This window comes from Streptomyces sp. NPDC051907, from assembly GCF_040681075.1.
Taxonomy (GTDB): Bacteria; Actinomycetota; Actinomycetes; order Streptomycetales; family Streptomycetaceae; genus Streptomyces.
The window spans coordinates 26,481-51,158 of sequence record NZ_JBFAYB010000065.1 but is presented as its reverse complement, the minus strand read 5'-3'; the positions used below and the strand labels follow the sequence as shown (position 1 = coordinate 51,158).

At 73.0% G+C, this 24,678-nt stretch carries 21 protein-coding genes; 13 read left to right on the top strand and 8 right to left on the bottom strand.

Features of this window, described 5'->3' with window-relative positions:
* The 4 genes from AB0M39_RS28315 to AB0M39_RS28300 all read left to right on the top strand — a co-directional run.
* Positions 1–618: flavodoxin-dependent (E)-4-hydroxy-3-methylbut-2-enyl-diphosphate synthase (locus tag AB0M39_RS28315; RefSeq protein ID WP_365368763.1), on the top strand; the 618-nt coding region annotated here is incomplete at its 5' end.
* 133 nt (positions 619–751) lie between these two features.
* The gene (locus AB0M39_RS28310) at positions 752–1,600 is read left to right on the top strand and encodes a GNAT family N-acetyltransferase (RefSeq protein WP_365368762.1); all 849 of its coding nucleotides are present in this window, start codon (positions 752–754) and stop codon (positions 1,598–1,600) included.
* A 113-nt stretch (positions 1,601–1,713) separates the two neighbouring features.
* On the top strand, positions 1,714–2,283 hold the full coding sequence (locus AB0M39_RS28305; RefSeq protein WP_365368761.1) for a GNAT family N-acetyltransferase: 570 nt from the start codon (positions 1,714–1,716) through the stop codon (positions 2,281–2,283).
* A gap of 69 nt (positions 2,284–2,352) precedes the next feature.
* Complete coding sequence (locus tag AB0M39_RS28300; protein WP_365368760.1) at positions 2,353–4,047, top strand: proline--tRNA ligase; 1,695 nt, start codon at positions 2,353–2,355, stop codon at positions 4,045–4,047.
* A 395-nt stretch (positions 4,048–4,442) separates the two neighbouring features.
* Here AB0M39_RS28300 and AB0M39_RS28295 read toward each other — a convergent pair whose 3' ends face one another.
* From AB0M39_RS28295 to AB0M39_RS28285, 3 genes are read right to left on the bottom strand one after another with little or no spacing between them, the layout of a single operon-like run.
* Positions 4,443–5,339, bottom strand: coding sequence for an aminoglycoside phosphotransferase family protein (locus AB0M39_RS28295; RefSeq protein WP_365368759.1), 897 nt, complete (start codon positions 5,337–5,339; stop codon positions 4,443–4,445).
* Between the two features lie 17 nt (positions 5,340–5,356).
* Positions 5,357–5,791, bottom strand: a complete 435-nt coding sequence (locus tag AB0M39_RS28290; RefSeq protein ID WP_365368758.1) for a DUF4439 domain-containing protein — start codon at positions 5,789–5,791, stop codon at positions 5,357–5,359.
* Positions 5,788–6,282, bottom strand: a complete 495-nt coding sequence (locus AB0M39_RS28285; RefSeq protein WP_365368756.1) for a hypothetical protein — start codon at positions 6,280–6,282, stop codon at positions 5,788–5,790. The genes AB0M39_RS28290 and AB0M39_RS28285 overlap by 4 nt, the downstream gene beginning before the upstream one ends.
* A 152-nt stretch (positions 6,283–6,434) precedes the next feature.
* Between AB0M39_RS28285 and rimP the strand changes: the two genes are divergently transcribed.
* The 9 genes from rimP to AB0M39_RS28240 all read left to right on the top strand — a co-directional run bounded on the left by rimP (position 6,435) and on the right by AB0M39_RS28240 (position 18,686).
* Positions 6,435–6,944 carry a ribosome maturation factor RimP gene (gene rimP / locus AB0M39_RS28280; RefSeq protein ID WP_365368755.1) on the top strand — a complete coding sequence of 170 codons (510 nt, stop codon included), beginning with the start codon at positions 6,435–6,437 and terminating at the stop codon, positions 6,942–6,944.
* Between the two features lie 2 nt (positions 6,945–6,946).
* Entirely contained in the window at positions 6,947–7,954 is a 1,008-nt protein-coding gene (nusA, locus tag AB0M39_RS28275) for a transcription termination factor NusA (protein ID WP_365368754.1), read from the top strand.
* Between the two features lie 236 nt (positions 7,955–8,190).
* Positions 8,191–8,469, top strand: a complete 279-nt coding sequence (locus AB0M39_RS28270; protein ID WP_365368753.1) for a YlxR family protein — start codon at positions 8,191–8,193, stop codon at positions 8,467–8,469.
* Positions 8,470–8,618: 149 nt separating this feature from the next.
* Positions 8,619–11,639, top strand: a complete 3,021-nt coding sequence (infB, locus tag AB0M39_RS28265; protein ID WP_365368752.1) for a translation initiation factor IF-2 — start codon at positions 8,619–8,621, stop codon at positions 11,637–11,639.
* 169 nt (positions 11,640–11,808) lie between these two features.
* The gene (locus AB0M39_RS28260) at positions 11,809–12,102 is read left to right on the top strand and encodes a DUF503 domain-containing protein (protein ID WP_365368751.1); all 294 of its coding nucleotides are present in this window, start codon (positions 11,809–11,811) and stop codon (positions 12,100–12,102) included.
* 24 nt (positions 12,103–12,126) lie between these two features.
* Entirely contained in the window at positions 12,127–12,570 is a 444-nt protein-coding gene (rbfA, locus tag AB0M39_RS28255) for a 30S ribosome-binding factor RbfA (RefSeq protein ID WP_365368750.1), read from the top strand.
* The gene (truB, locus tag AB0M39_RS28250) at positions 12,567–13,616 is read left to right on the top strand and encodes a tRNA pseudouridine(55) synthase TruB (protein WP_365368749.1); all 1,050 of its coding nucleotides are present in this window, start codon (positions 12,567–12,569) and stop codon (positions 13,614–13,616) included. The genes rbfA and truB overlap by 4 nt, the downstream gene beginning before the upstream one ends.
* Before the next feature lie 283 nt (positions 13,617–13,899).
* Positions 13,900–17,700 (top strand): serine protease, encoded by a 3,801-nt coding sequence (locus tag AB0M39_RS28245; protein WP_365368748.1) that lies wholly within the window; start codon positions 13,900–13,902, stop codon positions 17,698–17,700.
* A gap of 41 nt (positions 17,701–17,741) precedes the next feature.
* Positions 17,742–18,686, top strand: a complete 945-nt coding sequence (locus AB0M39_RS28240) for a bifunctional riboflavin kinase/FAD synthetase (protein ID WP_365368747.1) — start codon at positions 17,742–17,744, stop codon at positions 18,684–18,686.
* A 259-nt stretch (positions 18,687–18,945) separates the two neighbouring features.
* Here AB0M39_RS28240 and AB0M39_RS28235 read toward each other — a convergent pair whose 3' ends face one another.
* Genes AB0M39_RS28235 through AB0M39_RS28215 form a run of 5 tightly spaced genes read right to left on the bottom strand, consistent with a single transcriptional unit; the run spans position 18,946 to position 24,618 of the window.
* Positions 18,946–19,914: an ABC transporter ATP-binding protein gene (locus tag AB0M39_RS28235; protein ID WP_365368746.1), complete on the bottom strand. Its 969-nt coding sequence runs from the start codon at positions 19,912–19,914 to the stop codon at positions 18,946–18,948.
* Positions 19,911–20,873: an ABC transporter ATP-binding protein gene (locus AB0M39_RS28230; RefSeq protein ID WP_365368744.1), complete on the bottom strand. Its 963-nt coding sequence runs from the start codon at positions 20,871–20,873 to the stop codon at positions 19,911–19,913. The genes AB0M39_RS28235 and AB0M39_RS28230 overlap by 4 nt, the downstream gene beginning before the upstream one ends.
* Positions 20,870–21,757: an ABC transporter permease gene (locus AB0M39_RS28225; protein WP_365368743.1), complete on the bottom strand. Its 888-nt coding sequence runs from the start codon at positions 21,755–21,757 to the stop codon at positions 20,870–20,872. The genes AB0M39_RS28230 and AB0M39_RS28225 overlap by 4 nt, the downstream gene beginning before the upstream one ends.
* Positions 21,754–22,803, bottom strand: coding sequence for an ABC transporter permease (locus AB0M39_RS28220; RefSeq protein WP_365368742.1), 1,050 nt, complete (start codon positions 22,801–22,803; stop codon positions 21,754–21,756). Before AB0M39_RS28220 ends, AB0M39_RS28225 begins: the two co-directional genes overlap by 4 nt.
* 3 nt (positions 22,804–22,806) lie before the next feature.
* Positions 22,807–24,618 carry an ABC transporter substrate-binding protein gene (locus tag AB0M39_RS28215; protein ID WP_365368741.1) on the bottom strand — a complete coding sequence of 604 codons (1,812 nt, stop codon included), beginning with the start codon at positions 24,616–24,618 and terminating at the stop codon, positions 22,807–22,809.
* Between the last annotated feature and the right edge of the window lie 60 nt (positions 24,619–24,678).

The following is a 24,678-nucleotide window of genomic DNA, read 5'->3' as shown; positions in this document are numbered from 1 at the left end:
GAGCACGGCTTCCGCGACATCAAGATCTCGGTGAAGCACAACGACCCGGTGGTGATGGTCAACGCCTACCGTCAGCTGGCGGCGCAGTGCGACTACCCGCTGCACCTGGGCGTGACGGAGGCGGGTCCGGCGTTCCAGGGCACGATCAAGTCCGCGGTGGCGTTCGGGGCGCTGCTGAGCGAGGGGATCGGGGACACGATCCGGGTCTCGCTGTCGGCGCCGCCGGCCGAGGAGGTCAAGGTGGGGCTGCAGATCCTGGAGTCCCTGAACCTCAAGCAGCGGCGGCTGGAGATCGTCTCGTGTCCGTCGTGCGGGCGCGCGCAGGTGGACGTGTACAAGCTGGCCGACCAGGTGGCCGCGGGTCTGGACGGCATGGAGGTCCCGCTGCGCGTGGCGGTGATGGGCTGTGTGGTGAACGGTCCGGGCGAGGCGCGCGAGGCTGACCTGGGCGTGGCGTCCGGCAACGGCAAGGGGCAGATCTTCGTCAAGGGCGAGGTGATCAAGACGGTCCCGGAGTCGAAGATCGTCGAGACCCTCATCGAAGAGGCGCTCAAGATCGCGGAGCAGATGGAGCGGGACGGCATCGCCTCCGGCGAGCCCGAGGTGTCGGTCAGCTGACCCACCCGCTGCGACCGAGCACTCGGCCCCGCACCCGCCCCTGGCGTGCGCGGGGCCTTCTGCTGGGCTCGGCACCCCGCCGACCTGGCAGGTACAGTGCCAAGACCAGCAGACCGTATGGTGAGGCCCCCTCGTGTTGACGCAGACCACCACCCGGGTCCTCGACCCCAGTGACCTCGGCGCAGCGCTCGCCATCCTCGAGAGCGAGCCCGTGGCGAACGCCTTCGTCACGTCCCGCGTGCAGGTCGCCGGACTCGACCCCTGGCGACTCGGCGGCGAGATGTGGGGCTGGTACGCGGACGGGCGGCTCCGCTCGCTCTGCTACTCCGGCGCCAACCTCGTCCCCATCTGCGCCACCCCCGAAGCCGTGCGCGGCTTCGCCGACCGAGCCCGCAGAGCCGGCCGCCGCTGCTCCTCCATCGTCGGCCCCGCCGAGCCCACCTCCCAGCTGTGGCGGCTGCTCGAGCCCAGCTGGGGCCCGGCCAGAGACGTACGCGGCCATCAGCCCCTGATGGTCACCGAGCGGCTCTCCGACCACATCGAGCCGGACCCGCTGGTCCGCCGCGTCCGCAAGGACGAGATGAGCGTGATCATGCCGGCGTGCGTGGCCATGTTCACCGAGGAGGTCGGCATCTCGCCGATGACCGGCGACGGCGGGCTGCTCTACCAGGCGCGGGTGGCCGAACTCGTCGCCGCCGGACGGTCGTTCGCCCGCGTCGACGACGAGGGCAAGGTCGTCTTCAAAGCCGAGATCGGCGCGGCGACGCCGCAGGCCTGCCAGATCCAGGGGGTCTGGGTCGCGCCCGAGTACCGCGGCCGGGGACTGTCGGAGACCGGGATGGCGGCCGTGCTGCGCTACGCCCTCGCCGACGTCGCGCCGGTGGTCAGCCTGTACGTCAACGACTACAACACCGCCGCGCGGGCCTCCTACCGACGGGTCGGCTTCCGCGAGGTCGGCGCGTTCATGAGCGTCCTGTTCTGAGTCCGCCTCCCCCCGATCCGCAGGCGCCGGAGGGGACAACCGCCCGGCGCGCGGCCCCGATCCGTGGGAACGCGCTGTTTGGACCGCGCGCGGCGCCAAGTAGGGTTCCCGGCATGGCAGCACTCTTCGACGGCGGACCCGAGACCCCGAGCGTCGTGATCGGCCCGGTCGATCTCTCCGACCGGGTGGACGAGGCCCTCGCGGTGCAGGCCCTCGCCTTCGGTCTCAGCGACGACGAGATCGACGTGCGCCGCTTCATCGTCCTACGGCACCTGATGGACCCCGGGGCGCGCGCGCTCGGCGCGACGACGGAGTCGGGACGCCTGGTCGGATTCGTATACGGCATGCCGAACGACCGCACCCACTGGTGGTCCACCGTCGTCGAGCCCTATCTGCGCGGCAACGGCGCCGACAGCTGGCTGGACGACGCCTTCGTCATCACCGAGCTCCACGTCCACCCCGACTTCCAGGGCCGGGGCATCGGCCGGACCCTCATCACGAAGATCACGGACGAGGCCGACCAGCCGCGCTCCATCCTCTCGGCCATCGACGTCGAGAGCCCCGCCCGCGGCCTGTACCGCACGCTCGGCTACCAGGACCTCGCGCGCCAGGTGATGTTCCCCAGCGCGCCCAGTCCGTACGCCGTGATGGGGGCCCCGCTCCCGCTGCTGCGCGCGAACTGATTTCCGCCCGCCCGGGCCGCCCGGCTAACCTCCTGAGCATCACTCTTTCTTGACGCAGGAGATTTCCCCATGGCCCAGGTCCAGCGCATGTCCCGTCTGATGGTCAAGACACTGCGCGACGACCCGGCGGACGCCGAGACGCTCAGCCACAAGCTCCTGGTGCGCGCCGGCTACGTCAGGCGCAACGCCGCGGGCATCTGGTCCTGGCTGCCGCTGGGCAAGAAGGTCCTGGAGAACGTCACGCGCGTGGTGCGCGAGGAGATGGACGAGATCGGCGCGCAGGAGGTGCTGCTGCCGGCCGTCCTGCCCAAGGAGCCGTACGAGGCCACCGGGCGCTGGGAGGAGTACGGCCCCGAGCTGTTCCGGCTCAAGGACCGCAAGGGCGCGGACTACCTCCTCGGCCCGACGCACGAGGAGATCTTCACCCAGCTGGTCAAGGACCAGTGCACGTCCTACAAGGACCTGCCGGTGATCCTCTACCAGATCCAGTCGAAGTACCGCGACGAGGCGCGTCCCCGCTCGGGCATCCTGCGCGGCCGCGAGTTCCTGATGAAGGACTCGTACTCCTTCGACACCACCGACGAGGGCCTCGGCGACTCCTACGCCCTGCACCGCGAGGCGTACGTCCGGATCTTCGAGCGCCTCGGGCTCCAGCACAAGATCGTCTCCGCGGTCTCGGGCGCCATGGGCGGCTCGGCGTCCGAGGAGTTCCTGGCCCCGGCGGCGGCGGGCGAGGACACCTTCGTCTACTGCCCCTCGTGCGACTACGCGGCGAACACCGAGGCGGTGACGTTCAGCACCGAGGCGCAGGACGCCGCGGCGCACGGCCCCGTCGAGGAGCTGGACACCCCCGACACCCCCACCATCGAGACGCTCGCCGAGCACCTGGGCGTCCCCGCGTCGGCGACCCTGAAGAACCTGCTGGTCAAGGTCGACGGCGAGATCGTCGCGGTCGGCGTGCCCGGCGACCGCGAGGTCGACCTGGGCAAGCTCGGCGACCACCTGGCGCCGGCCCAGGTCGAGCTGGTCACCGCCGAGGACTTCGTGGACCGCCCGGACCTGGTCCGCGGCTACGTCGGCCCGCAGGGCCTGGAGAAGGTCCGCTACATCGCCGACCCCCGGATCGCCCCCGGCACCGCGTGGATCACCGGCGCCAACAAGGAGGGCAAGCACGCGAAGAACGTCGTCGCGGGCCGGGACTTCCAGGTCGACGACTACTTCGACGTCGTCGTGGTCGAGGAGGGCGACCCCTGCCCGACGTGCGCCACCGGCCTGAAGCTGGACCGGGCGATCGAGATCGGCCATATCTTCCAGCTGGGCCGCAAGTACGCGGACGCCTTCCAGCTCGACGTCCTGGGCCAGAACGGCAAGCCGGTCCGCGTGACGATGGGCTCGTACGGCATCGGCGTCTCGCGCGCCGTGGCCGCGCTGGCCGAGCAGACGGCCGACGACAAGGGCCTGTGCTGGCCGCGGGAGATCGCCCCCGCCGACGTCCACGTGGTGGCCGCGGGCAAGGCGCTCCAGACCGAGCTCGCCCTCGACGTGGCGGACCAGCTGGCCGCCGCGGGCCTGCGGGTGCTGGTGGACGAGCGCCCCGGGGTCTCCCCGGGCGTGAAGTTCACGGACGCGGAGCTGCTCGGCGTGCCCCACATCCTGGTGGCCGGGCGCCGCTCGGCCGAGGGCGTCGTGGAGCTGAAGGACCGGCGCACCGGGGAGCGGGAGGAGCTCCCGGTCGCGGAGGCGATCGCCCGCCTGCGGGGCTAGCGGAGACTGGGCCTGGACGAGCCTGCGGGCCTGGGGGCGACGCCCCCAGGCCCGCAGCCTCGTCGGCCGCGGCCGGCGGCTGGCTGGAGCCGGCCCGCGAGCTCCAGGGTCGGGTCGCCCGGCGGCTGGCTGGAGTCGGCCCGTGTACTCCAGGGTCGGGTTGCCCATGGGCGGGCTGTGGGCAGCCGGGGAACTGTCGGGTCGCCCATTGGCCGGCTGGAGCCGGCCGGCGGACTCCAGGGTCGGGTCGCCCGGCGGCTGGCTGGAGTCGGCCCGTGTACTCCAGGGTCGGGTTGCCCATGGGCGGGCTGTAGGCAGCCGGGGAACTGTCGGGTCGCCCATTGGCCGGCTGGAGCCGGCCGGCGGACTCCAGGGTCGGGTCGCCCGGCGGCCGGCTAGAGCCAGCCCGCGAACTCCAGGGACAGCTCGCCCTCCTGCCGTCTCCCCGCCGCGATGGCCCTGACCGCCGACTCCACGGCCCGGAACAGGGTCCAGCCGCGCAGCCGCTCGCGGTCCACCTCGAGCGAGTCGGCCAGCTTGTTCACCCGGCGCCGCGCCGCCGAGGCGCCCGCCGAGGAGGCGATCAGGTCCTCCACCCGGTCCCGGGCCAGCCGCGCCAGATCGTAGGCGCGCTCGCCTACCAGCGGCTCCGGACCCACCGCGAGCCACGGCGTGCGGTCCGCCGCCAGCACCTTGCCCTGGCGGAAGTTGCCGTGCAGCAGGACGACTTCGGGCGGCAGCGCCGTCAACTCGTCGCGCACGGCCAGCGCCGCCGACACCAGCGCCGCCGCACTCGGGTCCTCCCCGAACGCCCGCACCGCCCCGGCCTGACGCGCCGTCCGCTCAGCGACCGTCTCGAAGCCGTGCGCCTGCCAGTCGGCGGGCGGCTCGACCCATAGCCTCCGCACCGTCCCCGCCGCCTCCAGCAGCGCCTTCGCCTCCGGCAGGGAGCGCAGGGACACCTCGGTGTGCAGCCGCTCCAGCAGCAGAAGGCCGTCGTCGGCGTCGTCGGCGGAGAGCAGACGCACCGCGCCCCAGCCGTCCCAGTGCTCCAGCGCGGCACGCTCCAGCCCGGGCGCCGCGGCCGGCGGGCAGAGCTTCAGCGCCGCCGCCTCGCCGTCGGGCCGCCGTACGAGCAGGACCAGAGCGCTCCTGCCCCCCGGCGCCACCACCCGCTCGACCTCGAGCCCGAGTCGGTCCACCGCCCCCTTGGCGAGCGTGGGCAGCTGCCCCAGCCATGGGTCACTCTCCCCGAGTGCCCGCACGAGCCGCTCCGGCGGTTCGAAAGCCATGCGTTCGTCGTTCCCTTTCAGCGCTCTCTCACAGTCCGCGTCCGCTCGGCGAGCCCCGGAAAGGCTACGCCGCTGCCCCGCCAGCGCACCGCGCGGACCGCCGCCTCCAGCAGCGCCTCGGCGGCCTGCCGCCGCAGCGGTCCCTCCGCGGCCCGTACGAGATCGGAGTAGACGCCCGCGACCCGGTCCTCCAGCTGCGCCGCGAGGCGCACAGCCGCCGCCGTGTCCGGCACGGCGAAGGGCAGAGCGTACGCCGCCTCGGCGGCCGCCGGTCTACCGCCCAGGTCGCGCACGGCGCGCGCGAGCGCGTCCCGCCGCGCCCGGTGCGCTCCGTGCGCCGCCGCCGCCTCGTCCGCGCGGTCCTCGCCGACCCGGGCGCCGACGACCCCGTACCCGTACACGGCGGCGTGCTCCGCGGCGAGCGCGGCCTGCACGGCGTCCAGCGCGGTCATCGCCCCGGCCCCTTCGTCAGCAGATACGCGTGCGCCGCCCCGGCCGCGGCCACCGAGGCGTACAGCCGTGCCAGCTCCGGCTCCGCGTCCATGAGCGCGGCCGTGTAGGCGGCGGACGCGCCGCGCTCGGCCGCGGCCAGCTCCTTCAGCGCCGCCCCCGCCTCGGCGGGGACGCCGGGACGGGAGGCCGGGCGGCGGCCGCCGAGCGCCTCGGCGTGCTCGGCCGCGGCGGCCCGCAGATCCTTCAACTGCCCGGCCAGCGTGGGGTGCTGGGCGATGACGGCGTCGTACCGGTCCCGCAGCGCGCCGCTCGCCGCGGCGAGCCGCCGCTTCTGCGCGGCCCGCGCGGCCTGCGCGCGCGCCGGGTCGGCGGCCGCGTCCTGCGTACGCCCCCCGTCCGCCGGTTCACTCGAACAGCCCGTCAACACCGCGGCGGCCGCCGCCCCGCTCACCACGAGCGCACGTCTGCGTGTCGTCCCGGTGCGCCCCACGTGTGTCTCCCTCGTGAGCAGTGATCAACGCCGCTGGCGAGCGTACCCGCGGGTCCGGCGCAGGTGGACGGCAACACCCCTCGGGACCGGATACCCTTTGATCTGACACGCGACGATCCCACAACAGCACACGCGGCCGAGGAGTCACCCGGATGAGCACCACCCAGAGCGAGAGGCTGCGCGGGCTGCTGGAACCGCTCGTCAGCGCCGCGGACCTGGATCTGGAAGAGATCGAGGTGTCCCGGGCAGGTCGCCGCCGCATGCTGAGGATCGTCGTGGACTCCGACGAGGGCGTCGAGCTGGACGCCTGCGCCGAGCTGAGCCGCGTCGTCTCCGAGAAGCTGGACGAGACGGACGCGATGGGAGAGGGCGAGTACGTCCTCGAAGTGAGCTCGCCCGGCGCCGACCGCCCCCTCACCCAGCACCGCCACTACCTGCGCGCCGTCGGCCGGCTGGTGAAGTTCCAGCTCGCCGACGGCGAAGAGCTGGTGGCCCGCATTCTCACCGTGGACGACGAGGGACTCGACCTCGAGGCGCCGGGCGTGAAGGGGCGCAAGCCCACCGCCCGCCGGCTGGCCTTCGCCGACATCGCCAAGGCCCGTGTGGAGATCGAGTTCAACCGCAAGGACAAGAACGCCATTCAGAAAGAAGAGGAGGCGTAGCCGTGGACATCGACGTGAAGCTCCTGAAGGGCTTGGCACAGGAGAAGGAGATCCCCTTCGACCTGCTGGTCGAGGCGATCGAGTCGGCCCTCCTCATCGCGTACCACCGCACCGAGGGCAGCCGCCGTCACGCCCGCGTGGTGCTCAGCCGCGACACCGGTCATGTGACGGTGTGGGCGAAGGAGGACCCGGCCGACCTCGAGGAGGGCCAGGAGCCCAAGGAGTTCGACGACACTCCCTCGGACTTCGGACGGATCGCCGCCACCACCGCCCGCCAGGTCATCCAGCAGCGGCTGCGGGACGCCGAGAACGACGTCACCTTCGGCGAGTACGCCCGCCGTGAGGGCGACGTCGTCGCGGGCATGGTCCAGCAGGGCAAGGACCCCAAGAACGTCCTCGTCAAGCTGGACGACAAGCTGGAAGCCATCCTTCCGGTGCAGGAGCAGGTGCCGGGCGAGGAGTACACGCACGGTCTGCGCCTTCGTACGTACGTCGTACGGGTGGCCAAGGGCGTGCGCGGTCCGTCCGTCACGCTCTCGCGCACCCACCCCAATCTGGTGAAGAAGCTCTTCGCGCTCGAGGTCCCGGAGATCGCCGACGGCAGCGTCGAGATCGCGGCGATCGCCCGCGAGGCCGGTCACCGGACCAAGATCGCGGTGCGTTCGACCCGCTCCGGCCTCAACGCCAAGGGCGCCTGCATCGGCCCGATGGGCGGCCGCGTGCGCAATGTCATGGCCGAGCTGCTCGGCGAGAAGATCGACATCGTCGACTGGTCGGACGACCCGGCCGAGATGGTGGCGAACGCGCTCTCGCCGGCCCGCGTCAGCAAGGTCGAGGTCGTCGACTTGGCCGCCCGCTCGGCGCGGGTGACGGTGCCGGACTACCAGCTCTCGCTGGCGATCGGCAAGGAGGGGCAGAACGCCCGCCTGGCCGCCCGTCTGACGGGCTGGCGCATCGACATCCGCCCGGACACGGAGCAGACCGAGGACCAGGGCGCGGCTCAGCGCTGAGCGTTTCGGGCCCGGTGGGCTCGGGACGGTCCGCGGGGCCGCGGTTCGCGGGGTCCGCGACTGCGTGCCCCTCGGCAGCACCTCAGTCCTGGGATCAGTCCCGGGATCGGTCCCGGGACCCGCGTCTGTGGAATAGATCTCGCCGTGACTGCGTTCTGTGATGGCGAGATCACGACAACAACCGTTCGATTCTTGCCCCAAAGGGGTGAGGTCGGTGCGGGGAGGTAGACTTAAACGTGTCTGGCCGGACGCATGCCCGCGCATGCCCTGAGCGCACCTGTGTGGGGTGCCGGGAGCGAGCGGCCAAGAGCGATCTGCTGCGCATCGTGGCGACCGAGGACGCATGCGTCCCCGATCATCGCGGTACGCTGCCCGGCCGGGGTGCGTATGTGCATCCCGCCTCGGTCTGTCTCGACCTGGCGGTCCGCCGCCGGGCGTTCCCCCGGGCCTTCAGGCTCCAGGGACCGCTCGATGTGGCGGATGTACGCCGGTATGTAGAGCAGGCAGCACTGTAAGGAAGAAGTACGGCACGGAGTCCCGTGCGGTCAGGTACCTCGCGAGTTGGAAGTAGGTCGAGATTGCGATGAGCACTCGATGAGTACGCGATGAGTACGCCCATGAAGTAGCGACGGTCCGGCGGTAACCCGGACCTAAAAGGAGCGAAGTGGCTAAGGTCCGGGTATACGAACTCGCCAAGGAGTTCGGCGTAGAGAGCAAGGTCGTCATGGCCAAGCTCCAAGAACTCGGTGAATTCGTCCGTTCGGCGTCCTCGACGATCGAGGCGCCGGTTGTACGCAAGTTGACTGACGCACTGCAGGGGCCCGGCGGCAACGCCGGCAAGTCCGCTGCGAAGCCTGGCGCGCCCCGCAAGGCCGCGCCTGCCAAGCCCGGCGCGCCCTCCCCGGCGACGTCGGCCCGTCCCGCTGCCCCCAAGCCCGGCGCCCCGGCCCCCAAGCCGGCCGCAGCCGAGGCTCCGGCGAGCAGCACCCCCTCCGCGGCCCCCTCTCCGGGTCCGCGTCCGGGTCCCAAGCCCGCGCCGGCCAAGCCCGCTCCGGCGGCTCCGGTGCCCGCTGCCGAGTTCTCGGCTCCGGCCCCGGCCCAGCCCGCGGCGCCGCAGGCCCCGCGTCCCGCAGGCGCCACTCCCGGTCCCCGTCCCGCCCGTCCGGCTCCGGCCGGCGGTCAGCGCGACGGCGGCCAGCGAGACGGCGGTCGTGGTGAGCGCCCCGCGCGCCCCGCGTCCGGCGGTCAGGGCGCTCCGCGCCCCGGCGGCGCTCGTCCGGCCGGTCCCCGTCCGGGCAACAACCCCTTCACCTCGGGTGGCTCCACCGGCATGGCGCGCCCGCAGGCGCCCCGTCCCGGCGGCGCGCCTCGTCCCGGCGGCCACGGCGGCGCTCCCGGCGCCCCGCGTCCGCAGGGCGGCCCCGGCGGCGCTCCGCGTCCGCAGGGCGGTCAGGGCGGCGCTCGTCCGACCCCCGGCGGCATGCCGCGTCCGCAGGCGCCCCGTCCCGGCGGCGGCCCCGCGGGCAACCGCCCGAACCCGGGCATGATGCCGCAGCGTCCTGCTGCCGGACCCCGCCCCGGCGGCGGTCCCGGCGGCGGCGGTCGCGGTCCCGGCGGCGGCGCAGGCCGTCCCGGCGGTGGCGGCGGCGGTCGTCCCGGTGGCGGCGGCGGCTTCGCCGGTCGTCCCGGCGGTCCCGGCGGCGGCGGTGGCCGTCCCGGCTTCGGCGGACGTCCGGGCGGTCCCGGCGGCCGTGGCGGCACGCAGGGCGCCTTCGGCCGTCCCGGCGGCCCCGCGCGCCGTGGTCGCAAGTCGAAGCGTCAGAGGCGCCAGGAGTACGAGGCCATGCAGGCCCCGTCGGTCGGCGGTGTGATGCTGCCTCGTGGCAACGGACAGTCCGTCCGTCTGTCGCGCGGTGCGTCCCTCACCGACTTCGCGGAGAAGATCAACGCCAACCCGGCGTCGCTCGTCGCCGTGATGATGAACCTCGGCGAGATGGTCACTGCCACGCAGTCCGTCTCCGACGAGACGCTGCGCCTGCTCGCGGACGAGATGAACTACGTCCTCGAGATCGTCAGCCCGGAGGAGGAGGACCGCGAGCTTCTCGAGTCCTTCGACATCGAGTTCGGCGAGGACGAGGGCGGCGAGGAGTTCCTCGTCGCACGTCCGCCGGTCGTGACCGTCATGGGTCACGTCGACCACGGCAAGACCCGACTGCTGGACGCGATCCGCAAGACGAACGTCGTCGCGGGCGAGGCCGGCGGCATCACGCAGCACATCGGCGCCTACCAGGTCGCCACCCAGGTGAACGACGAAGAGCGCAAGATCACCTTCATCGACACCCCGGGTCACGAGGCGTTCACCGCCATGCGTGCCCGTGGCGCCAAGTCCACCGACATCGCGATCCTCGTGGTGGCGGCGAACGACGGCGTGATGCCCCAGACGATCGAGGCGCTGAACCACGCCAAGGCGGCCGACGTGCCGATCGTGGTCGCGGTCAACAAGATCGACGTCGAGGGCGCGGACCCGACGAAGGTGCGCGGTCAGCTCACCGAGTTCGGTCTGGTCGCCGAGGAGTACGGCGGCGACACGATGTTCGTCGACATCTCCGCCAAGCAGGGTCTGCACATCGACTCCCTGCTGGAGGCCGTGGTCCTGACCGCGGACGCCTCGCTCGACCTGCGGGCCAACCCCGAGCAGGACGCGCAGGGTATTGCGATCGAGGCCCACCTCGACCGCGGTCGCGGCGCCGTCGCCACCGTGCTCGTCCAGCGCGGAACGCTCCGCGTCGGCGACACGATGGTCGCGGGCGACGCGTACGGCCGAGTCCGGGCGATGCTCGACGACAACGGCAACAACGTCGAGGAAGCGGGTCCGTCGACCCCCGTCCTGGTCCTGGGTCTCACCAACGTCCCCGGCGCCGGCGACAACTTCCTGGTCGTCGACGAGGACCGCACCGCCCGCCAGATCGCCGAGAAGCGCGCCGCTCGCGAGCGGAACGCCAACTTCGCCCGCAAGGGCGTCCGGTTCTCCCTGGAGAACCTGGACGAGGCGCTCAAGGCCGGTCTGGTGCAAGAGCTCAACCTCATCATCAAGGGCGACGCGTCCGGTTCGGTGGAGGCTCTCGAGTCCTCGCTGCTCCAGCTCGACGTCGGCGAAGAGGTCGACATCCGCGTCCTGCACCGCGGTGTGGGCGCCGTGACCGAGTCGGACATCGACCTGGCCATGGGCTCCGACGCCATCGTCATCGGCTTCAACGTCCGCGCGGCCGGCCGTGCTCAGCAGATGGCCGAGCGCGAGGGCGTCGACGTCCGGTACTACTCGGTGATCTACCAGGCCATCGAGGAGATCGAGGCGGCCCTCAAGGGCATGCTCAAGCCGGAGTACGAAGAGGTCGAGCTCGGCACGGCGGAGATCCGCGAGATCTTCCGCTCGTCCAAGCTGGGCAACATCGCGGGTGTTCTCATCCGCTCCGGCGAGGTCAAGCGCAACACCAAGGCCCGGCTCATCCGCGACGGCAAGGTCATCGCGGAGGACCTCAACATCCAGGGTCTGCGTCGCTTCAAGGACGACGTCACCGAGATCCGCGAAGGCTTCGAGGGCGGTATCAACCTCGGAAACTTCAACGACATCAAGATCGACGACGTCATCGCGACCTACGAGATGCGCGAGAAGCCGCGAGGCTGATCCGTACCTCATCAGTCGGGGCCGGTCGGCGGAGAAATCCGTCGAGCGGCCCCGGCCGTTGCGTGTACGGTTCTTGTGTCCCTGCCAGGCACTGGGAGGGCGCGGCTGTGCCGTCCGGGGGACCAGCCCCGGACCCTCGAACCCGTACCGGCGGGACATCCGGACATACATGTATGTGGGGACTCTGTCCTTCGATCTGCTTCTCGGCGACGTACGGTCGCTGAAGGAGAAGCGCTCCGTCGTCCGACCGATAGTCGCCGAGCTCCAGCGCAAGTACGCGGTGAGCGTGGCAGAGGTCGGGGACCAGGATCTGCACCGCAGGGCCAGAATCGGCTTGGCGGTCGTCTCCGGGGACACGGGGCACCTCACAGACGTACTGGACCGGTGCGAGCGCATGGTCGCCGCCCGGCCCGAAGTGGAGCTGCTGTCGGTACGACGGCGGCTGCACGGCGACGAAGACTGAGCAAGGAAATAAGGAGAAGGACCAGTGGCCGACAACGCTCGGGCGAAGAAGCTGGCGGACCTCATCCGGGAGGTGGTCGCCGAGAAGCTGCAGCGCGGCATCAAGGACCCGCGCCTGGGTACGCACGTGACCATCACGGACACCCGGGTCACCGGTGACCTGCGGGAGGCCACGGTCTTCTACACGGTCTACGGCGACGACGAGGACCGGGCGAGCGCGGCCGCGGGGCTGGCGAGCGCCAAGGGCGTCCTGCGCTCGGCGGTCGGCGCGGCGGCGGGCACGAAGTTCACGCCCACCCTGACCTTCGTGGCGGACGCCCTCCCGGAGAACGCCAAGACGATCGAGGACCTCCTCGACAAGGCGCGGGCCTCCGACGCCAAGGTGCGCGACGCGTCCTCCGGCGCGACCTACGCCGGCGACGCCGACCCGTACCGCAAGCCGGACGACGAGGACGACTCCGCGGAATGAGCGACACCGCAGGCGGGCGGGCCGACCGGCCCGCCGCCGTCGACGACAGCGGGACCCTCCCGGCGGCAGCCGGGGAAGAGAACGAGCGAGGAACGAAGGCAGTGTCGCAAGGCGGCGAGGGCGGCTCCCAGCGCCCGGAGGCGGGCCGCGGGCCGAAGAAGGCGACTCCCGACGGGCTCGTCATCGTCGACAAGCCGTCCGGCTTCACCTCGCACGACGTGGTCGCCAAGATGCGCGGGATCGCCAGGACCCGGCGGGTCGGGCACGCGGGCACGCTCGACCCCATGGCCACCGGCGTGCTGGTGCTGGGCGTCGAGAAGGCCACCAAGCTCCTCGGCCACCTCGCGCTCACCGAGAAGGAGTACCTCGGCACGATCAGGCTGGGGCAGAACACCGTCACCGACGACGCCGAGGGCGAGATCACGTCCTCGACGGACGCCTCCGCGGTCGTCCGCGAGGCCGTCGACGCGGGCGTGGCCGAGCTGACCGGCGACATCATGCAGGTGCCGTCCAAGGTCAGCGCCATCAAGATCGACGGCAAGCGGTCCTACGCACGCGTGCGCGGGGGCGAGGAGTTCGAGATCCCGGCCCGTCCGGTGACCGTCTCCTCGTTCCAGGTGTACGACGTGCGCGAAGCCGTCGCCGAGGACGGGACGCCGGTCCTCGACCTGGTCGTCTCGGTCGTCTGCTCCTCCGGCACGTACATCCGCGCCCTCGCCCGCGACCTCGGGGCCGGCCTCGGCGTCGGCGGCCATCTGACGGCGTTGCGCCGCACCCGGGTCGGCCCGTACCGGCTGGACGCGGCCAAGACGCTCGACGAGCTCCAGAAGGAGCTCACCGTGATGCCGATCGCCGAGGCCGCCGAGGCCGCGTTCCCGCGCTGGGACGTGTCCGAGAAGAACGCCCGGCTGCTGGCCAACGGCGTACGGCTGGACATGCCGACGTTCGACGCCTCGCCGGTGGCGGCCTTCGCGCCCGACGGGCGCTTCCTGGCGCTGGTGGAGGAGCAGAAGGGCAAGGCCAAGAGCCTCGCCGTCTTCGGCTGAGCCCGCCCGCCGGGCCTTCGCCGCGACCGGCTCCGCCGTGGCGCGAGCGGCTGCACCGCGCGAGCGGCTCCATCGCGTGACCGGTTGCACCGCGCGAGCGGCTCCATCGTGGAACGGGCAGGGCCGCTGCCCGTTCCACGATCCCCCTCGCCAGAGGGTCTATCCGCCCCGACCCCGCCTTTCACCCCATCGGACGGGCGCTCGGAGTGAACCGCGGGGGCACTGGGGGGCGCTTTCGCCGCACGGCCTTCTCCCGCTGATCTTGCCGAACTAGCGTCGGAGCATGGGACGCGGGAACCTGGCGACGCTGGTACGAATCTGCGATCTGGCGGGCCGGCCGCGTGGGACCGGGTTCGTCGCCGACGACGACGGCACGGTGGTGACCAGCCACGAGGCCGTCGACGGGCTGGTACGCGTCGTGCTGCACGCGCACGGCGACCGGACGTGCCTCGCCGAGGCCGACGCCATCACACCCCTGCCCGAGGCCGGACTCGCGCTGGTGCGCACCGAGGGGCTCGGGGTCAGGCCGCTGCCTGTGAGCGCGCGGGAGCGAGTCGAGCCGGGTGCCTATGTGCGACTGGCCGCACGCGGCTGGCGCGAGGCGCGGATCCTCGGCGCCGCACAGGTGACGTACACCGCGACCGACCGCTTCCACCTGCTCGGCGACGCCATGGAGCTCGCGATCGGGACGGACGGCAGCGACGCCTTGCGGCTGGGCGGCGAGGCGGCCGGAGGGCCCGTGCTGGACGCCGCGACCGGCTCGGTGCTCGCCGTCCTCGGCACCGCGCTGCGGTCGGACCGCCGCGCGGCCGGGTTCGCCCTGCCCCTGCGGGCCGCCGGCCTGCCGCCGGACGGGCCGCTCGCCGAACTGCTCCGGCGCAACGCGGCCACCGTCCCCGGCTACGGCGCGGACCTGAACTTCGCCGCCGTCCTGGAGCTCACCGCGACGTCCGCGGGCTCCGCGGGCGCCATGGGCGGGCCGAGCGACTGGCCGGACCCCGTCGAACGACCGGACGTGGTCAGGGAGTTCGCCTCCTTCACCGCACTGGTGATGGGACTCGTCGGCGACCCGGGAACGGGCCGTACGACCGAGCTGGCCGCGCTCGCCGCCCGCCGCGCCCGCGGCGCGGAGCCCGCCCCCACCGTGTGGCTGCGCGGCGCCGATCTGCGCGCCGACGACTCCTCCGTCGCCGACGCGGTCGCGCGCGCCCTGCACCAGGCCGGACGGATCCTCGCCGCGTCCGGCGCGCGGGGCGGCATGGACCACGTCACCCCGGAGCGGGTGGCACGGCTGGCCCGCGAGGCCGGGCGGCCGCTGCTCGTCCTGCTGGACGGGCCCGAGGAGATGCCGCCGGTCCTCGCCCACCGGCTGCGCGAGTGGACCGAGGGGACCGTGAGCTGGCTGGCCGCCTGCGGGGTGCGGATGATCGTCGGCTGCCGGCCCGAGCACTGGGAGCAGACCGGCGCGCTCTACCCGCCCCAGGCCCTCCACCGGCCGGCCGGTCCTGCGGACCGGCTGCCGCCCGCGCTCCGCCTCGGCGACCTGTCCGCCCTCGAGGCGGAGCACGCCCGCGCGCGGTACGGACTGCCCGCCGGCGCCGTCGCCGCGGCCGACGAGCGGCACCCGCTGGCGCTGCGGCTGCTCGCGGAGGTACGGGAGGCGCTGCCCGGCGAGGCGCCGGGCAGGCCGGGGGAGACGCCGGGCAGGCCCGGGGAGATCCTGGGGCGGCCCGGTCGCGAAGAGGTCTTCGCCGCCCATCTGGACCTGCTCTGCCTGCGGATCGCGGTCCGCGTCGCCGCGGCCTCCAGACCGCGGCTGCGCGGGTCCGCCGTGCGCAGGCTGGCCGCGAAGGCGGCCGGCCGGGTCCACGAGGCGGCCCGGCGGTGCCTCGGCCCCGGCCAGGGCGAGCTGGACCGAGAGTCCTTCGAGGAGCTGTTCCCCTGGGCCGCCGGCTGGGCCTCCGCGGTCCTCACCGAGGGCCTGCTGGTCCCCGCGGGCGCGGGCTACCGCTTCGCGCACGAGGAGCTCGCGGACTGGGTCCAGGCCGCGCATCTGGACCTGGACGCGGCGCTGCACTCGTTGGTGCACCAGTGGCGCCCGGGGGCGCCGGCGGGACTGCCGTCGCGCCTGGGCGCGAGCGGGCCGGGCGAGGGGCTTGGGGAGGGGCCCGGCGCGGGCCGGGGCAGCGGTCAGGCGCCGTCGCGGCCCGGGGCGGACGCGGATCCCTCGCCGCCGCCCACCCTGCCGGCGCCGCGCCACCGTCTCGGCACGGTCGTCCAGGCCCTGCTGCTCCTGGGCCGCAGGCGCGGCGCCGCGGAACTGTCGCGCAGGCTGGCGGAGTTGGTCGAGGCCGTGGACCGGCCGGCGTACGAGCAGGGGGCGGACGACACCGATACGGGTGACGCGGATTCGGGCTACGGGGAGGCGTGTGACGGCGATTCGGGCTGTGCGGTGGCGTGTGACGCGGGTTCGGGCTACGGGGAGGCGTGCGACGCGGATTCGGGCTGTGCGGTGGCGTGCGACGCGGAGGCGCGGGCGCGGTTCGACGACGCGCGGTGGTGGGGCGCCCGGCTGCTGAGCGAGACGCTGCTGCGCGTCCCCGACGCCGAGGCCCACCTCCCCGTGCTGCGGCTGCTCGCCGAGCGGATCACCCAGCGTTCCGTGCCCGCAGGAGGCCGTCCAGCCCCCGGCGGGCTCGCCGAGTTCGGGCCCTGGTTCTGGGAGCGGCTGCGGCTGAGCGAGGCCGAACGGCTCGATCTGCTGCGCAGGCTCGTGCCGGCCGACGGGCCGCCCTGGGCGCGGGCGGCCCAGCCGCGCTATCTGGACGCCGTCGCCGGACGGCTCGCCGCCGACCCCGCGGCCGTACAGCCCCTGCTGTGCGGCTGGTTCGACGACGAGACGCCCCTGCCGGCGGACCCGGACGCCGGGCTGCGGCCCACCGTCGCCGCCGCCGCGCAGGCCCTTCTCTACGCCCGCCGCGGCCTGGCCGTCGACGACCTCACCGAGGCGCTCGTCGCCACCGCCCACCCACGGGCCGACGAGCTGCTCGTCGCGCTCGCCGAGGACGAGCCGTCGGCGCTGTGCCGGGCCGTGGACCGCTGGGCCCACGACCCACGGCCCGAGCGCCGCCTCGCGGCCGCCGCCTACGGGCTCGCCGCCGCGCCGCTGGCGAGCGGCGAAGCGGACCGCGAGCTGCTGAGGTACGCCGCGCTCGCCCTGCTCGCCCGCCCCGGCGACCTCGCCCTGCACGGCCCCGCGCTCGCCCTGCTCGTACGCGACCCGCACACCCGCTCCCGCTACCTGGCGCAGGCGCTCGCGGCGTTCGTGGCGGGCGACACGGGCCTGCCGGTGAGCGCGCTGACCCCGGCCCTCGCCACCCACCCCGACTCGGTGCTGGCCGCGTTCCAGGCCCGGCTCCTGCAGCCCGGGGGCGGCGCGCGCGAGGTGCTGTGCGCCCTCGCCGAGGTGACCACGCCCGCCCTGGCCCGCCGGGCGGCGGACCTCGTCAGCGAGTACGTCGAGCACTGGCCCGAGGGCGCGGTGCACGTCGCGGCGTACGTCGAGCGCCGCCTGGAACAGGGACCGGGCGCGCGTGCGGTGCTGTTCCCGCTGGTCACCGCGTTGCTGAGGGGGCGGCCGGTGCAGGTGCGGCGGGCCCTCGCCCCCGTCCTCGCCGCGCCCGGCAGCCTGGCGTCGCGGTCGCTGCGGGCCGAGCTGCTGGCCGCGCTGCTGGACTACGAGCAGTACGAGACCCGGGACCTCGCCGTCCTCGACGCGCTGCTGCGGGCCGCCGCGCTGGGCTGCGGGAGCCGTCCCGACGCCCGCACCCGCGAGCTGGTGCACCGCACCGGGATGCTGCTGGTCCGCACCCCCGAGGGCGCGACCTGCTTCGACCGGCGGCTCGTCGAGCTGGCCAGGGAGGTCCCCGGCTTCGCCGCGCTCGTCGTGGGATGGCTGGCCAGGGCGCCGGACGAGTGGGCGGCGGTGGTCGGCCCGAGCGCGCGCCGGACGGTCGAGACCCTCGCCAGCCCGGTGCCGATGCGAACCGGGAGCCGCGGGCATGGCAGTCTTAGACCTGCGTAATCGGCAATCACGTACACAGGTTCGGGCGAGGAGCGGTCACAGTGCAGCGCTGGCGTGGCTTGGAGGACATCCCCGAGGACTGGGGACGCAGCGTCGTCACCATCGGCTCCTACGACGGGGTGCACCGCGGGCACCAGCTGATCATCGGCCGCGCGGTGGAGCGGGCGCGCGAGCTGGGGGCGCCGTCGGTCGTCGTGACCTTCGACCCCCACCCGAGCGAGGTCGTCCGCCCCGGCAGCCACCCGCCGCTGCTCGCGCCGCACCACCGGCGCGCGGAGCTGATGGCGGAGCTGGGCGTGGACGCGGTGCTGATCCTGCCGTTCACGACGGAGTTCTCGAAGCTGTCGCCCGCCGACTTCATCGTGAAGGTCCTCGTCGACAAGCTGCACGCGCTGGCCGTCATCGAGGGCCCGAACTTCCGCTTCGGGCACCGGGCGGCGGGGAACGTGGCGTTCCTGGCGGAGCTCGGCGCGACGTACGACTACGAGGTCGAGGTCGTCGACCTGTATGTGAGCGGCGAGGCGGGCGGCGGCGAGCCCTTCTCCTCGACGCTGACCCGACGCCTGGTCGCCCAGGGCGACGTCGAGGGCGCGGGAGAGATCCTGGGCCGCCCGCACCGCGTCGAGGGAGTGGTCGTCCGCGGCGCGCAGCGCGGCCGCGAGCTGGGCTATCCGACCGCGAACGTGGAGACCCTGCCGCACACCGCGATCCCGGCGGACGGGGTGTACGCGGGCTGGCTGACGGCGGCGGGGGAGCGGATGCCGGCGGCGATCTCGGTGGGCACGAACCCGCAGTTCGACGGCACGGAACGCACGGTGGAGGCGTACGCGATCGACCGGGTGGGCCTTGATCTGTACGGCCTGCACGTGGCGGTGGACTTCCTGGCGTATGTGCGGGGCCAGGAGAAGTTCGAGTCGATCGAGGCGCTGCTGGAGGCGATCGCGGCGGACGTGAAGAAGTGCAAGGAGCTTACGGCGGACCGGTGAGGGGTGGGGCGGCGGGGGTGCGGGCTTCTCCGGCCTGAGGCTGCTGGCGGTGCGGGTCTCTCCGGTGTGAGGCTGCCTCCGGCAGGTGCGGGCCCGGGGCCGCTCCGGGGCTCGTGTTCTGGACTGCTTTCCTCAGCGCGCTTCGCGCGACCTGCGCCGCTTTACGTCCAGAACACGACCCCTCCGCGTCCCCTCGTACGGCTCGGGCGACGCCCCGGAGGGGGCTGGGGGCGGAGACCTCAGGTCAGGGGGAGACCCCTCACGCCCAGTGGCACGCCACCCCCGCCCCGACCCCTCCCGTCAGGACCGGCAGGTCTCTTGTGCGGCAGGCGTCGGAGACGCCCGCCCTGTCCGCCTCGCCCGAGGACAGGATGTGGCAGCGGGCGTGGAAGCGGCAGCCCGTCGGGATGCGGGACGGGTCCGGGGGCTCGCCCGTGAGGACCACCGGGTCGCCCTCCGACTCCGGCAGGACCGACAGCAGCGCCTGCGTGTACGGATGCTGAGGGGAGGTCAGGACCTCCTCCACCGGGCCCGTCTCCACGATCCGGCCCAGGTACATGACCGCGACCCGGTCCGCGATGTTCCACGCCAGGCCCAGGTCGTGCGTCACCACCAGCGCGGACAGGCCCAGCTCGTCCCGCAGACGCAGCAGCAGCGCCAGGATCTCGCCCCGTACCGACGCGTCCAGCGACGCCACCGGCTCGTCCGCGACGATCAGTTCGGGCTCCAGGACCAGCGCCCCGGCGATGACCACGCGCTGGCGCTGACCGCCCGACAGCTCGTGCGGATAGCGGAGGAAGAAGCGCTCGGGCGGGCGCAGTCCGGCGCGGGCGAGGGCCTCGGAGACCGCCGCCCGCTCGTCGCCCGCGTACCCGTGGATCCGCAGCCCCTCCGCCACCGCGTCGTACACCGTGTGCCGCGGGTTCAGCGAGCCGCTGGGGTCCTGGAGCACCAGCTGGACGCGCTTGCGGTACGCCTTGAGGGCGCGGGAGTCGTACGCGAGCGGGACGCCGCCGAACGTCACCTGCCCGGACGTCGGCGCGACCAGGCCGAGCAGCGACCGCGCCAGCGTCGTCTTGCCGCACCCCGACTCGCCCACGAGCGCCACGATCTCGCCCGCGCCGACGTCCAGGTCGACCCCGTCCACCGCGCGCGCGGCCGGGGCGCCGCGCCGCCCGGGAAAGGTCACGTGCAGGCCGGCGGCCGAGAGGAGGGGAGTGGCGCTCATGACTGGCTCCTTGCCGCGTGGACGCACGCCGCCCGGTGCCCGGCGCCGGCCAGGACCTGGTCGTCCTCGGCGCACGCGTCCAGCGCGACCGGGCAGCGCGGGTGGAACGTACAGCCGCCGGGCAGGTCGGACGGATCCGGCGGATCGCCGGCGAGTCCGCGCGGCGAGCGGCGCGAGAGCGGGTCGCCGATCCGCGGAAACGCCGCGGACAGCGCCTGTCCATAGGGATGCCGGGCCGCGTCGTACACCGCCCGCGCCGGACCCTCCTCGACCACCCGCCCCGCGTACATCACCGCCAGCCGGTCGCAGGTCTCCGCCAGCACCGCCAGATCGTGGCTGATCATCAGCAGGCTGATGTCCTGCTCAGCGACCAGCTGCTCGATCAGCCGCAGGATCTGCGCCTGGATCATCACGTCGAGCGCCGTGGTCGGCTCGTCGGCGACGATCAGCCGGGGGTCGCAGGCCAGCGCCATGGCGATCATCACGCGCTGGCGCTGACCGCCGGAGAGCTCGTGCGGATACGCGTCGGCGCGCGCGGCCGGCAGCCCCACCTGCTGGAGCAGGCCGGCGACGCGCTTCTTGGCCTCGGCCGGCGTCGTCCTGTGGTGGAGCAGAATAGGCTCGGCGATCTGCTCCCCGATGCGGTGCACCGCGTTGAGCGAGTGCATCGCGCCCTGGAAGACGATCGACGCCCCCGCCCACCGCACCGCCCGCAGCCGCCCCCACTTCATGGTGAGGACGTCCTCGCCGTCGAGCAGGATCTCGCCCGTGAGCCGGGCGGAGGCGGGCAGCAGCCGGAGCAGGGCGAGCGCGAGCGTGGACTTGCCGCAGCCCGACTCGCCGGCGACGCCCAGCTTCTGGCCCGCGGCCACGCTCAGGTCCACACCGCGTACGGCGGGCACGGCGCGGGCCCCGGCGCCGTATGTCACATGCAGCTTCCTGACCTCGAGCAGGCTCAACGAGCCACCCCCAGCCTCGGGTTGAGCACGGACTCGATCGCCCGGCCGCACAGCGTGAAGGCGAGCGCGACCAGGGCGACGGCGATCCCGGGCGGCGCCAGGTACCACCAGTGGCCCGAGGAGACCGCGCCCGCCTCGCGCGCGTCCTGGAGCATGCCGCCCCAGGAGACGACCGTCGGATCGCCGAGGCCGAGGAAGGCGAGCGTCGCCTCGGTGAGGATCGCCGTGGAGATCCCGAGCGTCGTCTGGGCCAGCACCAGCGGCATCACATTGGGCAGCACATGGCGGCTCATGACATGCCCGTGCCCGCCGCCCAGCGCCCGGGCACGCTCGATGTACGGACGCGACTCGACCGCGATCGTCTGCGCCCGCACCAGCCGGGCCGTGGTCGGCCAGCTGGTGACGCCGATCGCCAGGATCACCGTCCAGACGCTCCGGGACATGACCGTGGCCAGGACGATCGCCAGCACCAGCGTGGGCATCACCAGGAACCAGTCCGTCACCCGCATCAGCAGGGTCGAGAACCAGCCGCCGTAGTGCCCGGCGACGATGCCGACGAGCGTGCCGATCGCCACCGACAGCGCCGCCGCCAGCAGCCCCACGGTCAGCGAGATCCGCGCCCCCCACACCAGCAGCCCCAGCAGCGACCGCCCGAACTGGTCGGTCCCCAGCGGGAACCGCGCGCTCGGCGACTCCAGGGCGCTCCCCGGCGCCTGGGTGACGCTCTGGACGTCCGAGCCGACCAGCAGCGGCGCGGCGAGAGCGACCAGGGCGATCACCGCCAGCGCGCCGAGCCCGAAGAGCCCGGCCCGGTGTGTGCGGTAGGAGCTCCAGAACCGGGAGACCGCGTGTCGGCGGCGGGTCCAGGTCAGCGACGTCGTCATCGGCCCACCCGGGGGTCGAGCAGCGGATAGAGCAGGTCGGCGAGGAGGTTCATCAGGATCATCGCCCCCGCGAAGACCACGAACAGGCCCTGGACGAGCGGCAGGTCGGGCACGCTCAGCGCCTGGTAGAAGAGCCCGCCGAGCCCCGGCCAGGAGAAGACCGTCTCGACCAGGATCGACCCGGCCGCCACATGGCCCAGATTGATGAACACGATGGTGACGGTCGGCAGCAGCGCGTTGGGGACGGCGTGCCGGCGGCGTACGGAGTCGTCCCGCAGCCCCTTGGCCCGCGCCGTCGTCAGATAGTCGCCGCCCATCTCGTCCAGCAGCGAGGAGCGCATCACCAGCAGCGTCTGCGCGTAGCCGACGGCCACCAGCGTCAGCACCGGCAGCACCATGTGGTGCGCGACGTCCAGGAAGTAGGCGAAGCCCGTGGCGTCGCCCGACTCCATGCCGCCGGTCGGGAACAGGCCGGGGATCGGCCCGACCCCCACCGAGAACGTGATGATCAGCAGCAGCCCGAGCCAGAAGGACGGCACCGACCACAGCGTCAGGGCGACGCCCGTGTTGAGCCGGTCGCCGCGGCTGCCGTGCCGCCAGGCGGAGCGGGTGCCGAGCCAGAGCCCGAGCGCCGAGTAGATCACCACGGCGACCCCGGTGAGCAGCAGCGTCGCCGGGAGCTTCTGGGCGATCAGCTCGCCCACGGGGGCGCGGAACTGGTACGAGGTTCCGAGGTCGCCGGTCAGCGCCTTGGCGCAGTAGTCGGTGAACTGCTGCCACATCGGCTGGTCGAGCCCGAACTGGCGGCGCAGCGTGTCCAGCTGCTCGGCCGACGTCGGCATGCCATGGGTCATGGCCTTCACCGGGTCGCCGGGGATGATCCGGAACAGGAAGAAGCTGGTGACCAGCACCGCGAGCAGCGAGATCGTCGCGCCGCCCAGCTTGCCCGCCACATAGCGGAGATACGCGCGTGCGCTGCCGCTCGTCGCGCGGGCTTCGGAGGCCCGCGCGACGGCGGCGGTGCCGGTCGTGCTCGTCGTGGTCATCGACTACTCACGGTCTTCCGCGGTCGTGCGGCGGCGCATGGCGAAGAAGAACCCGAGGGCCGCGGCCAGGACGACGGCCGCGGCGATCCCGATCACCACGCCCGTCGAGGAGCCGCCGCCGGAGCCCGCCGAGCCCTCGGCCGGCTCGGCCGACCACCAGCTCCAGTAGCCGTCCTGGCCCCAGAGGTTCCCGCCGGCCTCCGGCATCGTCTTGATGGACTTGATCTGGTCGGTGCGGTACGCCTCGACGGCGTTCGGATAGGCCATGACGTTCATGTACCCGGTGTCGTACAGCCGTGACTGCAACTGCTTGACCAGCTCGCTGCGCTTGGCCGGGTCGTACTCCACGGTCTGCTGGGCGTACAGCTCGTCGAGCTGTTTGTCGCAGATGAAGTTGTCGGTCGCGCCCGAGTCCTTGGGCGTGGCCGGCAGCGCCGAGCAGGTGTGGATGGACAGGACGAAGTCCGGGTCGGGGTTGACGGACCAGCCGTCGAAGGCCAGGTCGTAGTCGCCCTTGAGCCAGGGGTCGGAGACGTTGTCGAGGCAGTCGACCTTCAGTCCGATGCCCAGATCGCCCCACCACTCCTGGAGGTACTTGCCGATCGCCTTGTCGTTGGGGTCGGTGGCATGGCACAGGATGCGGAAGTCGAGCGCCTTGCCGTCCTTGCCGACGCGCTTGCCGTCGCCGTTCTTCCGGTAGCCCGCCTGGTCCAGCAGCGCGGCCGCCTTGCCCGGGTCGTACGCGATCCTCTGGTCCGCGGACGGCTGCCAGAAGTAGTCGCCGAAGCGGGGCGGGATATAGCCCTCGCCCTCCACGGCGTGCCCCTGGAAGACCTTGTCGACGATGGTCTTGCGGTCGGTGGCGTGGAAGAGCGCCTTGCGGACGGCCGGGTCGAGCAGCGCCTTGTGGCCGTTGCCGAAGGACTTGCCGTCCTGCGACCGCGCCCCGGGGTTGGTGGCGAGCGCGAAGAAGCGACGGCCGGGGGCGTCGTTGACCTTGATGTCCGGCGTCTTCTCGAGAGCGGTCGCCTGAGCGGGCGTCAGGCCCTGGACGAAGGAGACCTCGCCCTTCTTCAGCGCCGCGACCGCCGCGTCGCCGTCCTTGTAGTACTTGAGCACCAGCTCGTCGAACTTGGGCGCGCCCCGCCAGAAGTCCTTGTTCGGCTTGAGCTTGACGTACTGGTCGACCTTGAAGTCGGTCACGACGAAGGGGCCGTTGCCGACGATCGGGAACTGCTTGTCGTTGTTGAACTTCGAGAAGTCCCCGACCTTCTCCCACACATGCTTCGGCACGATCGGCACGTCCAGCGCCACCATCGTGGCCTGCGGCTTCTTCAGCTCTATGACCAGCGTCTCGGGGTTCGGCGCGGTGACCTTCTTGAAGTTGGCCGTGAAGCTGCCGTTGGCGGTGGCCGCGTTCTCGTCCGTCATCATCTTGTTGAACGTCCACGCGGCGTCCTCGGCGGTGGCCTGCTCGCCGTCGGACCACTTGGAGTCCTTCCGGATGGTGTACGTCCACGTCAGCTTGTCCGGGGACGGCTTCCAGGAGGTGGCCAGGCCGGGGATCGGACGCGCGTCCTTGACGTCGTAGTTCGTCAGGTACTCGTAGGCCAGTCGGTGGATGGTGGTGCTGACGAGCCGCTGTGCCAGGAACGGGCTCAGCGAGTCCACGCTCTGCGAGACGGCGACGGTGAGGACCTTCTTGCCGCCGTCGTCGGCCGCGCGGGCCGAGGGAGCCAGGGCGGTGGCCGCCAGCGCGGCGGCTGCGCCGGAGGCCAGGAGAAGTCGGACGCCGGACGGAATCTTCGTGACCATGGACGGTGACCTCGCGTCATCACTCGCTTGGAGAAGGCAGGTTGATCTCTCGTTCGCCAG

What these genes read in the sequence shown, in the direction of transcription:
- AB0M39_RS28290 (WP_365368758.1), bottom strand. Translation starts at nt 5,791, where the DNA reads ATGACCGCGCTGGACGCCGTGCAGGCCGCGCTCGCCGCGGAGCACGCC.
- rimP (WP_365368755.1), top strand. Translation starts at nt 6,435, where the DNA reads ATGAGCACCACCCAGAGCGAGAGGCTGCGCGGGCTGCTGGAACCGCTC.
- truB (WP_365368749.1), top strand. Translation starts at nt 12,567, where the DNA reads ATGAGCGACACCGCAGGCGGGCGGGCCGACCGGCCCGCCGCCGTCGAC.
- AB0M39_RS28215 (WP_365368741.1), bottom strand. Translation starts at nt 24,618, where the DNA reads ATGGTCACGAAGATTCCGTCCGGCGTCCGACTTCTCCTGGCCTCCGGC.
- AB0M39_RS28300 (WP_365368760.1), top strand. Translation starts at nt 2,353, where the DNA reads ATGGCCCAGGTCCAGCGCATGTCCCGTCTGATGGTCAAGACACTGCGC.
- AB0M39_RS28235 (WP_365368746.1), bottom strand. Translation starts at nt 19,914, where the DNA reads ATGAGCGCCACTCCCCTCCTCTCGGCCGCCGGCCTGCACGTGACCTTT.
- AB0M39_RS28220 (WP_365368742.1), bottom strand. Translation starts at nt 22,803, where the DNA reads ATGACCACGACGAGCACGACCGGCACCGCCGCCGTCGCGCGGGCCTCC.
- AB0M39_RS28245 (WP_365368748.1), top strand. Translation starts at nt 13,900, where the DNA reads ATGGGACGCGGGAACCTGGCGACGCTGGTACGAATCTGCGATCTGGCG.
- AB0M39_RS28295 (WP_365368759.1), bottom strand. Translation starts at nt 5,339, where the DNA reads ATGGCTTTCGAACCGCCGGAGCGGCTCGTGCGGGCACTCGGGGAGAGT.
- AB0M39_RS28225 (WP_365368743.1), bottom strand. Translation starts at nt 21,757, where the DNA reads ATGACGACGTCGCTGACCTGGACCCGCCGCCGACACGCGGTCTCCCGG.
- AB0M39_RS28260 (WP_365368751.1), top strand. Translation starts at nt 11,809, where the DNA reads ATGTATGTGGGGACTCTGTCCTTCGATCTGCTTCTCGGCGACGTACGG.
- AB0M39_RS28305 (WP_365368761.1), top strand. Translation starts at nt 1,714, where the DNA reads ATGGCAGCACTCTTCGACGGCGGACCCGAGACCCCGAGCGTCGTGATC.